The organism is Haloarchaeobius baliensis, assembly GCF_052060055.1.
In the GTDB taxonomy this organism is placed as follows: Archaea; Halobacteriota; Halobacteria; order Halobacteriales; family Natrialbaceae; genus Haloarchaeobius; species Haloarchaeobius baliensis.
The window spans coordinates 1,230,154-1,244,472 of sequence record NZ_JBPPFR010000001.1 but is presented as its reverse complement, the minus strand read 5'-3'; the positions used below and the strand labels follow the sequence as shown (position 1 = coordinate 1,244,472).

General features: G+C 69.8%; 14 protein-coding genes. 11 read left to right on the top strand and 3 right to left on the bottom strand.

The window, feature by feature from the left end; translation table 11 throughout:
- Positions 1-223 precede the first annotated feature (223 nt).
- The 4 genes from ACSG06_RS06380 to ACSG06_RS06365 are packed head-to-tail and all read left to right on the top strand — an operon-like array spanning position 224 to position 4,565.
- Positions 224-832 (top strand): nitrous oxide reductase accessory protein NosL, encoded by a 609-nt coding sequence (locus ACSG06_RS06380; RefSeq protein WP_440989429.1) that lies wholly within the window; start codon positions 224-226, stop codon positions 830-832.
- Between the two features lie 3 nt (positions 833-835).
- Positions 836-2,764 (top strand): NosD domain-containing protein, encoded by a 1,929-nt coding sequence (locus ACSG06_RS06375; protein ID WP_440989428.1) that lies wholly within the window; start codon positions 836-838, stop codon positions 2,762-2,764.
- Positions 2,761-3,573 carry an ABC transporter ATP-binding protein gene (locus ACSG06_RS06370; RefSeq protein WP_440989427.1) on the top strand — a complete coding sequence of 271 codons (813 nt, stop codon included), beginning with the start codon at positions 2,761-2,763 and terminating at the stop codon, positions 3,571-3,573. The genes ACSG06_RS06375 and ACSG06_RS06370 overlap by 4 nt, the downstream gene beginning before the upstream one ends.
- The gene (locus ACSG06_RS06365; RefSeq protein ID WP_440989426.1) at positions 3,570-4,565 is read left to right on the top strand and encodes an ABC transporter permease; all 996 of its coding nucleotides are present in this window, start codon (positions 3,570-3,572) and stop codon (positions 4,563-4,565) included. The genes ACSG06_RS06370 and ACSG06_RS06365 overlap by 4 nt, the downstream gene beginning before the upstream one ends.
- Here ACSG06_RS06365 and ACSG06_RS06360 read toward each other — a convergent pair.
- Entirely contained in the window at positions 4,562-5,014 is a 453-nt protein-coding gene (locus ACSG06_RS06360) for a ferritin-like domain-containing protein (protein ID WP_440989425.1), read from the bottom strand. The two genes, ACSG06_RS06365 and ACSG06_RS06360, sit on opposite strands and share 4 nt — an antisense overlap.
- Positions 5,015-5,277: 263 nt before the next feature.
- Between ACSG06_RS06360 and ACSG06_RS06355 the strand changes: the two genes are divergently transcribed.
- The 7 genes from ACSG06_RS06355 to leuD all read left to right on the top strand — a co-directional run bounded on the left by ACSG06_RS06355 (position 5,278) and on the right by leuD (position 12,628).
- Complete coding sequence (locus tag ACSG06_RS06355) at positions 5,278-6,486, top strand: LeuA family protein (protein ID WP_440990294.1); 1,209 nt, start codon at positions 5,278-5,280, stop codon at positions 6,484-6,486.
- 346 nt (positions 6,487-6,832) lie between these two features.
- Positions 6,833-8,611, top strand: a complete 1,779-nt coding sequence (gene ilvB, locus ACSG06_RS06350; protein WP_440989424.1) for a biosynthetic-type acetolactate synthase large subunit — start codon at positions 6,833-6,835, stop codon at positions 8,609-8,611.
- Positions 8,608-9,228 carry an acetolactate synthase small subunit gene (gene ilvN, locus ACSG06_RS06345; RefSeq protein WP_440989423.1) on the top strand — a complete coding sequence of 207 codons (621 nt, stop codon included), beginning with the start codon at positions 8,608-8,610 and terminating at the stop codon, positions 9,226-9,228. The genes ilvB and ilvN overlap by 4 nt, the downstream gene beginning before the upstream one ends.
- Positions 9,225-10,289: a ketol-acid reductoisomerase gene (gene ilvC, locus ACSG06_RS06340; protein ID WP_440989422.1), complete on the top strand. Its 1,065-nt coding sequence runs from the start codon at positions 9,225-9,227 to the stop codon at positions 10,287-10,289. The genes ilvN and ilvC overlap by 4 nt, the downstream gene beginning before the upstream one ends.
- 2 nt (positions 10,290-10,291) lie before the next feature.
- Complete coding sequence (locus ACSG06_RS06335; protein ID WP_440989421.1) at positions 10,292-10,591, top strand: DUF7989 family protein; 300 nt, start codon at positions 10,292-10,294, stop codon at positions 10,589-10,591.
- Complete coding sequence (leuC, locus tag ACSG06_RS06330) at positions 10,591-12,021, top strand: 3-isopropylmalate dehydratase large subunit (protein ID WP_440989420.1); 1,431 nt, start codon at positions 10,591-10,593, stop codon at positions 12,019-12,021. Before ACSG06_RS06335 ends, leuC begins: the two co-directional genes overlap by 1 nt.
- Positions 12,014-12,628, top strand: a complete 615-nt coding sequence (gene leuD / locus ACSG06_RS06325; protein WP_440989419.1) for a 3-isopropylmalate dehydratase small subunit — start codon at positions 12,014-12,016, stop codon at positions 12,626-12,628. Before leuC ends, leuD begins: the two co-directional genes overlap by 8 nt.
- Positions 12,629-12,632: 4 nt before the next feature.
- On the opposite strand, the gene ACSG06_RS06320 is transcribed toward leuD, so the two are convergent.
- Together ACSG06_RS06320 and ACSG06_RS06315 are read right to left on the bottom strand one after the other, a co-directional pair.
- Positions 12,633-13,070, bottom strand: a complete 438-nt coding sequence (locus ACSG06_RS06320; protein WP_440989418.1) for a RidA family protein — start codon at positions 13,068-13,070, stop codon at positions 12,633-12,635.
- Entirely contained in the window at positions 13,067-14,314 is a 1,248-nt protein-coding gene (locus ACSG06_RS06315) for an acyl-CoA thioesterase/BAAT N-terminal domain-containing protein (protein ID WP_440989417.1), read from the bottom strand. The genes ACSG06_RS06320 and ACSG06_RS06315 overlap by 4 nt, the downstream gene beginning before the upstream one ends.
- Positions 14,315-14,319: the final 5 nt, after the last annotated feature.

The window sequence follows — 14,319 nt, the reverse complement described above, 5'->3', positions numbered from 1 at the left end:
GTCGGTACTGGCGCGTTGTTGGCGGGCACGTCCGTAGCGTGTTCGCTCCTCGTGGACAGTCGCCCACCCCGTGATACCTACAAGTCCTGTTAGCGACTGCGGATTGCAACAGAGCCACACAAGTAGTTTGCGCCGATTACCAGTTGCCCAGCACCGGCGGCATTGATATTGTCCCTGGAGCACAATATTAATGTGAGCGGTTCCCGCTCGGACGTGTTCCACCATGTGCCACCACGACCACCACCAACCGAGCAGAGCGGACGCAGACGACCACGGCGTCTCGAGACGGACGGTCCTCGGCGCGAGCGGCGCGCTCGCGGCCACCGCGCTGGCTGGCTGTCTGGGCGGCGACGGCGGTGGGGATGCCCCCGCAGCCATCAGCATCGGGAGCAACGACGCCTGCGACAACTGCGGGATGGTCATCGCGAACCACCCCGGTCCGAACGGGCAGATCTTCTGGCAGGACTACACCCCGGACGAGCACGACGCGCCGTTCCGGTTCGACGCCCTCAAACAGTGCCTGTTCCCGCACCTCTTCGACAACCGTGACAAGGGCCGGACCACGGCGGCCGTCTACGTCACGGACTACTCGGCCGTCGAGTACACCGTCTCGACGTCCGAGGACGCCCCGTACATCAGCTCGCATCCCGAGGCCGGGTCGTTCGCACCCGCACAGGACCTCTCCTACGTCGTCGGGAGCGACGTCAACGGGGCGATGGGCGCCGACTTCGTCCCGTTCTCCGATTCGGGAGACGCCGACGCGTTCGCCGACGAGTACGGCGGCGACGTGGTCTCGTTCGACGACATCACCCCCGCACTGGTCGGTCGCTGAGCCGTGTACGCCCGCTACCTCGTCACCGCGCTCGCCGCCATCCTGCTGGTGACCAGCGGCATCTTCCTCGTCGACGTCGACCCCGGTGAGGGCCCCTCCGTCGTCGACTTCGGCGACACCATCAGGATGACCGACCTGACCCAGGCCGAACAGCGCGTCGTCAGGGAGCGCTCGCTCGCGGTCCCGCGGGCCGAGGTGTTCTACTCGCGGTACCGCTACGTCGTCGGCCACGAGGGACTCTCCTCGCTCGTCACCGAGCTCGACCGCGACGGTCACGAGCGCCAGTTCGGCGTCCCGCTCTCCATCTACGTCACCGACTACGCGGACGCCGAACTCGCGACCGGCGACGACGGCTTCCTGCGCGTGACCGGCGGCGACACCGACTGGATCGCCGTCGAGGACGCCGTGTTCGTCGTCGACTCCGACGCGAGACACCCCGGTGGGGGCGCCGTCGTCCCGTTCTCCGAGCGCGCAGCCGCCGACTCGTTCACCGACAGCTTCGGCGGCACCGTCGTCGACTGGGAGGGCCTCCGCGCGCACCGCTTCGAGCGTTCCGAGCTGTCGGTCGCCGCTGCCGAACGCCGCGCCGCGGACCGACACGCCTGGGCCGACGCCGCCGCGGCCGACGCCCGCGAGCTCCGCGAGCGGCCCGTCTCCGTCGTCGTCGGCGAGGATGTACCCACGCTCGCGGCGGCGGTCGAGCAGGCGCCGGCGAACACGACCGTCGTCCTCCCCGCAGGCGAGTACCGGGACGTGAACGTCACGGTCCGCAAGCCCGTGACCATCCGCGGGGCCGGCGTGAACGAGACGTGGCTCGTCGGCGACGGGAACGGCAGCGTCCTCCGCGCGGTCGGCGCCCAGGTCGCCGTCACCGACCTCTCGATCCGGGGCATCGGCCAGCAGCAGGCCCGGCCGGAGCTGGACCTCGACACCGACGCCTGGGACGCACAGGTGCTCCGGGCGTACGGCTACGCCGCCTCCGGGGTCGAGTTCGACGACGCGGCCGGCTCGTACGTCGCCGACGTCTACGTCGACACCCCAACGAACGGCGTGACGGTGCGCTACAGCGACGGCGTGGTCATAGAGGAGGTCCGCGTCGACGGCGAGACGCCCTGGAGCGAGGGATTCATGAGCACCATCACCATCCACTCGCGCATGCTCGTCCAGGACTCGACGTTCGTCGGCGGGCGCGACGGCGTCTACATGCATCTCGGCGACGGCACCGTCGTCCGGAACAACAGCTTCGCGGACCTCCGCTTCGGCGTCCACGAGATGTACACCTCGGGGACGCTGGTCGCGAACAACACCGCGACGCGGACCCGGACCGGCGTGGTCGTGATGACGCTGCCCGAGGACAACGTCGTCGCGGACAACTACGTCACCGACAGCAGCATCGGCCTCGACGTGGCCGGCCGTGCCTCCTACGTCGTCGGGAACACGGTCGTCGGCAACGAGGAGGGGCTGGACGTGGGCTCGGACCGGTCCCTGTTCGCCAGGAACGTCGTCGTCGGCAACGACGTGGGCATCCGCGCGTCGACGCTCATCCCGACGAACGTCGTGACGGCGAACGACGTCGTCGGCAACGACCGCTACGTCTCCACGTCGCTCGGTCCGGTCCGCATCTGGACCGACGACGGCGCGGGCAACTACTGGGGCGGCGCGCCCGGCGTCGACAGCGACCGCGACGGCTTCATCGACCGGCCGTTCCAGCCGACCGGCGCGGTCGACCGATACGCCGCCTCGTCGCCCGACGCACACGTCCTCGCCACCTCGCCCGCGGTCCAGCTGCTCCGCTCGCAGGAGGGTTCGCTGCCCGGGCTCCGGAGCCGCGGTGTCGTCGACGAGGCACCGCGCGTCCGCCCGGTCAGGCCGGACGCGGTCGCGGCCGCGCTGAACGCCACCGCGGCGCAGTCCACGGAGGTGTCGGCATGAGCGAGAGCGAGCAGGCGCCAGCGGCCGACCAGCAGTCGCGCGGGCGCCACCCCGTCGCCAGCGTCGACTCGGTGACGCTCTCGTTCGGCGACGTGACCGTCTTCGACGACGTGTCCTACACGCTCGACGCGGGGACCGTCACCGCCGTCGTGGGCCCGAACGGCTCCGGCAAGTCCACCCTCCTGCGGGTGCTCGCCGGACTCCTGCCGGCCACCGAGGGCTCGGTCGCGGTCGCGGCGACCGGTGACCGACCCATCGGCTTCTGTCCGCAGGAGCCCGCGTTCCGGTCGGGCTTCACGGTGCGCGAGACGCTGTCGTTCTACGCCGACCTGCTCGACGGCGGGGCCGACGTCGACGACGCCATCGAACTCGTCGGCCTGGAGGGTGTCGCGGACCGTCGCGTCGGCGCGCTCTCGGGCGGCATGAAACGGCTGCTCGGGATGGCCGGCGCCGTGCTCGGCGATCCGCCGCTGCTCGTGCTCGACGAACCCGCGAGCGGGCTGGACCCGGCGATGCGCCGGCACATCTTCGAGACGGTCGACGCCTTCGCCGACCGCGGCGTCGCGGTCGTCCTCGCGACCCACCACCTCGTGGGCGCCGAGACCGCCGACCGGCTGCTCGTCCTCGACCACGGCGACATCATCGCCGACGGCTCCCCGCGGTCGGTCATCGAGGAGGCTGACGCGGAGACGCTGGAGGAGGCGTTCCGCGGACTGGTCGGCGACGAACTCACGGTGCGGGCCGGACGGACCGGTGGCGAGAGTACGAACGGGACCGACGAACGGTCCGGGACGGAGGGTGACGCATGACCCGCGAGATCGACGACCTGTTCGCCGTGGTCGAACGCGAACTCACCATCGTCGCCCGGACGCCCGCCTACGTCGCGAGCGCGGTCGGGTTCGCAGCCATCGTCTGGTGGCTCGCGTTCGCCAGCAGCCTGACCGGCTACGTCCCGCTCGTCGCCGACCTGCTGACGCCCGTCGAGGTGCTCGTGCCGCTGCTCGCCGTCGCGTTCGGCTACCGGGCCATCCAGGCCGACGCGGCCTCGAAGGAGCTCGACGTGCTGCGGACGTACCCCCTCAGGCCGCGGACGTACGTCCTCGGCGTGTTCGTGGGGCGGGCGACCGCCGTGCTCTCGCTCGTGTTCGCCACCCTGCTCGTCGCCGGGCTGTTCGTCCCGGCGTTCGGCCCGCCCGCGAACCCGGTCATCGCGACCCACGGCGGCGACGGCCCGTTCGGCACCTACCTCCGGTTCGTGCTGCTCGCGACGCTGTACGCCGCGGTCGTGCTAGCGGCGGTCGTCGCCGTCTCGACGGTCGCGACCCAGGGTCGGACCGCCATCGCAGCGGCAGTGGGTGTTGTCGTGCTGCTGACGGTCGGGCTCGACCTCGGGCTGGTCGCGGCGCTGTCGTCCGGCCTGGTGGGCCCGGACGGGCTCCGGTACCTGCTCGCGCTCAGCCCGAACAGCGCGTTCCGGGGGCTGACGCTCGCGCTCTCGATCCGAACCGTCGAGGCCGCGACGCTCCCGCTCTCGGCCGTGCTCGCGAACGTTGTCGGGCTGACGCTCTGGCTGGTGGGCTCGCTCGTGCTGGCGTCACTGACTGTCTGGTCGGAGCCCCCGACGGAGCGCTGGCAGGTCGTCGAGACGCTCGACGACGCCGCTGAGTCGACCGCTCGGTCGGCCGAGACGCCCGACGAATCGAGCGAGCCCACGACTGCGGACGCTGTCGAGTCGTCGACGGACGGCAGCGAGGACAGGCCGACGGGCCCCGGGAGTGCCGAGGGCTCGCCGGAGGACTAGTCGTTGCGGTACTCCTTCCGGTAGCCGCGGAACTCCGTGCGGTGGGCCTCCTCGTCGGCGAGGATGGTCACTGCGAGGTCCTCGGTCACCGGGTCGTCGGCCTCCTCGGCCGCGTGGATGAGCGAGCGGTACGTCTCGATGGCGTCCTCCTCGGCCTCGATGACGCCCTCGATGACCGCGAGGACGTCCGTCGTGTCCGCGGGGGGCTGGAGGCTCTCCTGGGTGGGCTCGAACGCCATCGACCCCGGCGGGGCGGCGTCGAGCTGCTTCAGTCGCTCACCGAGCTGGCGCGCGTGGGTGATCTCCTCCTGGATGTCCTGGTCGAGACTCGCCTTGATCTCCTCGGCCCGCACGCCGTCGAGCACGATGGAGTTCGACATGTAGTTCATGACGGTCTCGATCTCGTCGCCGTACGCCTTCTCGAGGAGCCGGATCACTTCGTCTGCCATACCTAGATGTACGCCGACCAGCCGCTTAACGCTGGGGTCGCCGGCCACCAGCTCGACCGGCCCCGCGAGCCGACCCGCTCGAACCGTGATACAAGGAATATTAGGAATGCATATCCGACAGTAGCCGACGCCCGGTGTGGGTTTTCCCGAACGTCACGGTCTATAACCCGAGATTTCAGCGGAGCGGTCGTCTGTCACAGCACCAGATTTAAATACGAGTTCGGACCTCCGATTGGGTACGATGTCTCACAACGACACTCGCTCTGACACCCGTCAGGGCGGTCGAGTTCTTCCAGGGCACCCTGGACGTAACTGACGAGTTCGACGCAGCACGAGTTTTCGACACCACACTGCGGGACGGCGAGCAGTCCCCACGTACATCGTTCTCCTACGAGGACAAACGCGAGATAGCCGCCGCGCTGGACGAGATGGGCACCCACGTCATCGAGGCCGGGTTCCCCGTCAACTCCGACGCGGAGTTCGAGGCCGTCTCCGACATCGCTCGCCACACCGACGCGACGACCTGCGGGCTGGCCCGCGTCGTCGACAAGGACGTGGAGGCCGCACTGGACGCCGGCGTGGACATGGTCCACGTCTTCGTCAGCACCTCCGACGTCCAGATCGAGGACTCGATGCACGCCACGAGGGAACAGGTCAAAGAACGAGCGATCGACTCCGTCCGGCAGGTCAAAGACGCCGGTGTCACCTGCATGTTCTCGCCCATGGACGCCACCCGCACCGACGAGGCGTTCCTGATCGAGATGGTCGAGGCCGTCACCGAGGCGGGCACCGACTGGATCAACGTGCCGGACACCTGCGGCGTCGCCACCCCACGTCGGTTCTACGACCTCATCGACACGGTCACGGACCACACCGACGCCCGCATCGACGTGCACACGCACGACGACTTCGGACTGGCGACGGCGAACGCGCTGTCCGGTATCGAGGCCGGTGCCGAGCAGGCACAGGTCTCCGTGAACGGTATCGGCGAGCGCGCCGGCAACGCCGCCTACGAGGAGTTCGTCATGGCCGTCGAGTCGGTCTACCAGACGGACACCGGCATCGACACGACGCGCATCACCGAGCTGAGCAAGCTGGTCGAGGCGCGCTCGGACATGCCGGTCCCGGCGAACAAGCCCGTCGTCGGCGACAACGCCTTCAGTCACGAGTCCGGCATCCACGCCGCGGGCGTCATCGAGAACAGCGACACGTTCGAGCCCGGCGTGATGACCCCCGAGATGGTCGGCGCGACCCGCAAACTGGTGCTCGGCAAGCACACCGGCGTCAACGCCGTCCGCGAGCACCTGGTCGAAGCGGGCTACGACCCGACCGAGAGTGAGGTCCGCGAGGTCACGCGAATGGTCAAGGACCGCGGTGCCGAGAAGGAACGGGTCACCGCAGCCACGGTCCAACAGTTCGCACGCGACGTCGGCGTCGAGCAGGTCGAGGAGCGCGAGGAGGTGTCAGCCTGATGCGGTCCGGCGGCAAGGACTGCACGACCGCCAACGTTTATATATCGGGGTCGCCCTACGTGTCTGGTAATGAGACGCCGACCGACTGTCCGGGGGCTGCCCCTCGACAGCGGTCGCGTCGTCGCACGGATTCTCGGTATTGTAGGGGCCGCCTAGCCCCTACACCAACCCCTCCACCGACCGTTTCTGCACCGACTTCCGACCCACAGCCGAGCGTCCGTCCGACACAGATGCACACCGCAGACACACGCACACAGCCCCGATCCAAAGTCACGCGTCACCCGCCAGTCGCGGGTGACCACCGGTATCGACCCACGACCACCACACCGTTCGACGGCCCGAACCCATGAGCGAACGAGCGAGCACCGCACCCACGGACGGAGCGACAGGTGAGACGACACCGGCCGACGGCGAGTCCACCGACGACGCGCCGGCGCGACCGCGAACCGGCGCCTCATCGGTCGTCGAGGCGCTGGAGAACGCCGGCGTCGAGTACTGCTTCGGCGTCCAGGGCGGCGCCATCATGCCCGTCTACGACGCGCTGTACGACTCCGAGACGGTCCGCCACGTGACGATGGCCCACGAGCAGGGCGCGGCCCATGCGGCCGACGCCTACGGCATCGTCTCCGGCGAGCCCGGCGTCTGCATGGCCACGTCCGGCCCCGGCGCGACGAACCTCGTCACCGGCATCGCGGACGCCTCGATGGACTCCGACCCGGTCGTCGCGCTGACCGGGCAGGTCCCGACAGACTTCGTGGGCAACGACGCGTTCCAGGAGACCGACACCACCGGCGTCACCGCGCCCATCACGAAGAACAACTACTTCGCCAGCGGGGCCGACACCGTCGGCGACGACGTCAGCGAGGCGTTCGGCCTCGCCCGATCCGGTCGCCCCGGGCCGACGCTCGTCGACCTGCCGAAGGACGTCACGCAGGCCGAGACCGACCGCGAGCCCGGGCCGCCGACCACGCCGGACACCTACCAGGTGACCGAGCGCGCCGACCCGTCCGCGGTCCGCGAGGCCGCCGACGTCATCGAGTCCGCGAACCGCCCGCTGCTGCTCGTCGGCGGCGGCGTCATCAAGGGCGACGCCAGCGAGGAGGTCCGACAGTTCGCGACGACGTACGACGTGCCGGTGACGACGACGATGCCGGCCGTCGGCGCGTTCCCCGAGGACCACGAGCTGGCGCTGGAGATGGCCGGCATGCACGGCACCGGCTACGCCAACATGGCCATCACCCACACCGACTGCCTCGTCGCGGTCGGCTGTCGCTTCGACGACCGCCTCACCGGCGGCATCGAGACGTTCGCGCCCGACGCCGAGGTCGTCCACGTCGACATCGACCCGGCCGAGATCAGCAAGAACATCGAGGCGGACTACCCGCTCGTCGGCGACGCCGGCACGGTCGTCACCCAGCTGGACGAGGCGATGCGCGCCGCCCCCGAGACGAAGAAGTGGCGCGCGACCTGCCAGCAGTGGAAGTCCGAGTACCCGATGGACTATGCGACGCCCGACGACGAGCCGCTGAAGCCGCAGTTCGTCGTCGAGGCGTTCGACGAGGCGACCGAGGACGACGCCATCGTCACGACCGGCGTCGGCCAGCACCAGATGTGGGCGGTCCAGTACTGGCAGTACACCGAGCCGCGCACCTGGGTCTCCAGCCACGGGCTGGGGACGATGGGCTACGGCGTGCCCGCCGCCATCGGCGCGAAGATCGCCGCACCCGACAGGCAGGTCGTCTCCTTCGAGGGGGACGGCTCGTTCCTGATGACGATGCAGGAGCTGTCCGTCGCGGTCCGCGAGAACCTCGACATCACCGTCGTCGTGCTGAACAACGAGCACATCGGGATGGTCCGCCAGTGGCAGGACGCGTTCTACGACCGCCGGCGGATGGCCTCGGAGTACCACTGGTGCCCCGACTTCGCTACGCTCGCGGAGGGCTTCGGCGCGAAGGGCATCACCGTCGCCGACTACGACGACGTCGCCGACGCCATCACCGAGGCGCTGGAGTACGACGGCCCCGCGGTGCTCGACTGCTACGTCGACCCCGAGGAGAACGTCTACCCGATGGTTCCCAGCGGCGGCGACAACGGCCAGTTCGCGCTGGAGGAGGGTCACCTGTGAGCTCCGGACTGCCCGGGCCCGCTCCCGACGAGCGACCCACCCCCGAGGGACGACGGAACGCACAGGGCATCCGCATCGACCCCGAGGTCGAAGCCGAGCCGGCGACGCGCCGCGCGGTCATCTCGGTGCTCGTCGAGCACGAGCCCGGCGTCCTCTCGAAGGTCTCCGGGCTGTTCAGCCGGCGCCAGTTCAACATCGAGAGCCTGACCGTCGGCCCCACCGAGGACGACTCCCGCGCCCGCATCACGGTCGTGACCGAGGAGTCCGACCCCGGCATCGACCAGATCGAGAAGCAGCTCAGGAAGCAGGTCCCGGTCATCTCCGTGAAGGAGTTGCCCCAGAACGCCATCAACCGCGAGCTCGCGCTCGTGAAGGTCGAGGCCGAACATCCCGACCAGGTCTCCGCCGTCGCCGAGATGTACGACGCGAAGACCGTCGACGCGTGTCCGGAGACGGTCACCGTCGAGATCACCGGGAGCCGACAGAAGATCCGCGCGGCCGTCGAGACGTTCGAGCGCTTCGGCGTCCGCGAGGTCACCCGGACCGGCACGGCCGCACTCGCCCGCGGCACCGAATCGACAACCGACGACACCACCCCGCGATCCACCAACCAATGACGACAGACGACTCCACGACGCCGACGACGACAGTGTTCACCGACGACGACGCCGACGCGACCTACATCGACGGGAAGACCGTCGCCGTACTCGGCTACGGCAGCCAGGGCCACGCCCACGCACAGAACCTCGCCGACAGCGGGGTCGACGTGGTCGTGGGCCTGCGCGAGGACTCCAGTTCCCGCACGGCCGCCGAGGCCGACGGCCTGCAGGTCGAGACGCCACGTGACGCGGCCGAGGCCGCCGACATCGTGTCCGTGCTCGTCCCCGACACCGTCCAGCCCGCCGTGTACGAGGAGATCGAACCCGTCCTCGACGCGGGCGACACGCTCCAGTTCGCGCACGGCTTCAACGTCCACTACAACCAGATCCGGCCCCCCGAGGACGTCGACGTGACGATGATCGCGCCGAAGTCGCCGGGCCACCTCGTCCGCCGGAACTACGAGGCCGGCGAGGGCACGCCCGGACTGCTGGCGGTGTACCAGAACGCGACGGGCGAGGCGACACAGGAGGCACTCGCCTACGCACAGGCCATCGGCTGCACCCGCGCCGGCGTCGTCGAGACGACGTTCCGCGAGGAGACCGAGACCGACCTGTTCGGCGAGCAGGCCGTCCTCTGTGGCGGCGTCACCTCGCTCATCAAGCAGGGCTACGAGACGCTCGTCGACGCGGGCTACAGCCCCGAGATGGCGTACTTCGAGTGCATGAACGAGATGAAGCTCATCGTCGACCTCATGTACGAGGGCGGGCTCGGCGAGATGTGGGATTCGGTCTCCGACACCGCCGAGTACGGCGGCCTGACCCGCGGCGACGTCATCGTCGACGAGCACGCTCGCGAGAACATGGAGGAGGTGCTGGAGGCGGTCCAGGACGGCACCTTCGCCCGCGAGTGGATCACCGAGAACCAGGCCGGCCGCCCGAGCTACGACCAGCTCCGGCAGGCCGAGAAGGCCCACGACATCGAGGCCGTCGGCGAGGAGCTGCGCGGGCTGTTCGCGTGGGCCGACGACGCACCGAACGAGCAAGAAGAGGACGCGACCCCGCCACAGGCGGACGACTGACAATGACCGAACGCACCACCGACCGAGAGAGCCGCACCGACAACCGAACGATGGCGGACGTGAGCCACACCAACCCGTTCACCGGCGAGAGCATGGGGCAGGTGTTCGAGCACGGCGTCACCATCGTGGCCGACGGCGGCCGCGACCCGGTGCGCGAGGACGCCAGGCCCTTCGACGCGGGCGAGCCGGACGACGGCGACAGCGAGGTCATGGCCGACGTACGCCACACGACAGACGACGACGCCGCCAACCGCGTGTTCGAGCGCGGTGGCGAGCGCGGCACCGGACGGCAGGAGTACTGATGTCCGAGGGCACGCTCTACGACACGGTCTGGGACCGCCACACCGTCACGGAGCTCCCGACCGGCCAGACGCAGCTGTTCGTCGGCCTGCACCTCATCCACGAGGTGACGAGCCCGCAGGCGTTCGGCATGCTCAGGGAGCGCGACATGGCGGTCGCGTACCCCGAGCTGACCCACGCCACGGTCGACCACATCGTCCCGACGGCCGACCAGTCGCGGCCCTACCCCGACGACGCCGCCGAGCGGATGATGTCCGAGCTCGAGGAGAACGTCCGCGAGGCGGGCATCGAGTTCTCCGACCCGAACTCCGGGAACCAGGGCATCGTCCACGTCATCGGGCCGGAGCAGGGGCTCACCCAGCCCGGCAAGACCATCGTCTGCGGCGACAGCCACACCTCGACCCACGGCGCGTTCGGCGCGCTCGCGTTCGGTATCGGCACCAGCCAGATCCGCGACGTGCTCGCGACGGGCACCGTCGCCATGGAGAAGAAGGACGTGCGGAAGATCGAGGTCACGGGCGAGCTGCCCGACGGCGTCGGCGCGAAGGACGTCATCCTCGAGATAATCCGCCGGCTCGGCACCGACGGCGGCGTCGGCTACGTCTACGAGTACGCCGGCGAGGCCATCGAGAACCTCGACATGGAGGGCCGGATGTCCATCTGCAACATGAGCATCGAGGGCGGCGCCCGCGCGGGCTACGTCAACCCGGACGAGACCACCTTCGAGTGGCTGCAGGAGACCGAGTACTTCCAGGAGAACCCCGAAAAGTTCGAGGAGCTCAAGCCGTACTGGGAGTCCATCGCCAGCGACGACGACGCGGAGTACGACGACGTCGTCACCATCGACGGCAGCGAGCTGGAGCCGGTGGTCACCTGGGGCACCACGCCTGGCCAGGGCGTCGGCGTCACCCAGCCCATCCCGGCCCCGGCGGACCTGCCCGAGGACAAGGTCGACACCGCCCGACGCGCCCAGGAGCACATGCGCGTCGAACCCGGCGAGACGATGGCCGGCTACCCCATCGACGTCGCGTTCCTCGGCTCGTGTACGAACGCCCGCCTGCCCGACCTGCGCCGTGCGGCCGGCGTCGTCGAGGGCCGCGAGGTCCACCCGGACGTCCGCGCGATGGTCGTCCCGGGCAGCCAGCGCGTCGCGCGCGCCGCCGAGGCGGAGGGCCTGCGCGAGGTGTTCGAGGACGCCGGCTTCGACTGGCGCAACGCCGGCTGCTCGATGTGCCTCGGCATGAACGAGGACCAGCTGGAGGGCGACGAGGCCTGTGCCTCCTCCTCCAACCGGAACTTCGTCGGCCGCCAGGGGAGCAAGGACGGCCGCACCGTCCTGATGAACCCCCGGATGGTCGCCGCCGCCGCCATCGAGGGCGAAGTGACCGACGTCCGCGACCTCGAGACGGCGGAGGTGGTCAGGAATGACTGACGGACCCGCCGAAACGGTCGAGCACGTCTCCGGCACCGGCATCCCGGTGCCCGGGAACGACATCGACACCGACCAGATCATCCCGGCGCGGTTCATGAAGGTCGTCACGTTCGACGGCCTCGGCCAGTTCTCGTTCTTCGACCAGCGGTTCACGGAGGACGACGAGGAGAAGGACCACCCGATGAACGAGGACCGGTTCCGCGACGCCTCGGTGATGGTCGTCAACGCGAACTTCGGCTGTGGCTCCTCGCGCGAGCACGCCCCGCAGGCGCTCGTGCGCTGGGGCATCGACGCCATCATCGGCGAGTCGTTCGCGGAGATCTTCGCGGGCAACTGCCTCGCGCTCGGCGTGCCGACCGTGACCGCCGACGCCGAGACGATCCAGGCCATCCAGGACTGGGTCGACGAGAACCCCGACGGCGACATCGACGTCGACGTCGCCGCGGAGACGGTCACCTACGGAGACACCACGGTCGACGTGACCGTGGACGACGCCCAGCGCAAGGCGCTCGTCGAGGGCGTCTGGGACACCACGGCGCTGATGAAGGCGAACGCAGGTGAGGTCGAGAAGACCGCAGCGAGCCTGCCGTACGTCGACAGCGCCTGACCGGCTACTCTTCTATCGTCTCGACGGTCCAGCCGTCGTCCGGAATCGTCGCGGTCGCGTCGAGTTCGAGCAGCGCGCCGTCGACCGGTATCTCCGGCGTCGTGACGACACAGCCGGCCGGGTAGTGCGGCCGGTCGACGAACGCCGACTGCACCTCCTGGACCGTGCCACGGGTCGCGGGCGTGTACTCGCCCGATTCGACGTACCAGCGGAGCATGACGAGGTCGTTCGGGGTGCCGTCGAACTCGCCGAGCAGCTTCTCGACGAGGCCGAACAGCTCGCGGGTCTGCTCGCGCACGTCGCCCTCGGGGTAGACGAGCCCGTTGCACTCGACGTGGACGCAGTCGCTGCGGTGGGTCGCGACGGCGAGTGAGGTCTGTGGTTCGTCGAGCTCGTCGGACTCGACGACGCCCTGCCCGGGCGCGATGACCGTCTTCTTCACTCGTCCATCCTCCGGAGTCCATCCGCGAGGAACGCCTTCACGCGCGGCCAGGAGTCGGCTGCGGCGTGGGCCGTCGCCTTCGCCCGGTCGGCGGGACCGACACCGGTCATCGGGCAGTACGGCCGGCCGATGAAGTGGCCGACGCCGTCGTAGGTGTGGTGTGCGTACCGGTGCGGGAAGTCGGCCCGCTCCAGTCGCTCCATCGCGAGGTCCGAGAGGTACCGCGACTGCCAGACCTGGTCTGCGCCGCCGGAGAGCAGCAGGACGGGGCCGTCCGTCTCCTCGACGTGGGGCGTCGCACGCTCGACCTGCTCGTCGGTGAGGCCCTGCTCGACGGACGCGCCGGGCACCGGGTCGGCGACGACGTGCGGGACCGGCTCGCCGTCGTCGGTCCAGGCGGGCTCGCCCGAGGGCGTGTCCCACATGATGGCGCTGCCGGCGTAGGAGACAACCGCGCCGACCCAGTCCCGGCGGGCACCGAGCAGGAGTGCGAGCTCGGCTCCCCGGGACGCGCCGACGAGGCCGACCGGGCCCGAACAGACCCCGGGCTGATCGCCCAGCCAGTCGACCGCGGTGTCGAAGTAGGAGAGTGGCACGCGTCGGTGGTCGTCGGGGATGGGCTCGCCGTCGCCGAAGTAGTCGATGGCGAGCGTGGCGTAGCCCTCGTTCGCGAGGGCCTTCGCGGTCGAGTCAGAGAGCCGGCCGGCGGAGCCGTGCAGGTCGAGCACGGCCGGATGCGGCCCCTCACCCGGCGGTTCGTAGAGCGTGCCGACGACGTCGTCGTGGTCGACGGGTCGACCAGTCACGCCGTCGTCGTAGACGCGGCGGGTGATGGTCCGGGTCGCGCGTCGGTCGCCCGCGGTCGCTCGCAGGTCGATCTCGATGGTCGGTTCGTCGCTGATGGCCGGGAATCGCGTCTCGCCGTCGGTGGCGGCCATGGACCAGTACCAGCCCATCGGTTCGACCCCGTCGTAGCTCCCGTCCTCGGGCGCGTGGGCGGCGAGGGCGACGGTCCCGTCCTCGTCGGCGGTGAACGTCGACTCGGAGCGCCAGGTGACGCCATCGTGGGCGTGGAGTTCGGCCCGGAACTCGACCGACTCACCGGGTTCGAGGCCGGTCACCTCGACCGGGATGGCCTCGTCGTTCGCGCTCTCCGGCGGGGCGTGGATGCTGAGCGCACCGTCGGTTTCGGTGCCAGATTGGTCGTCGGCTGTGCGGTCGTCCTGTGGTGGGAGTTCTGACATAGCTG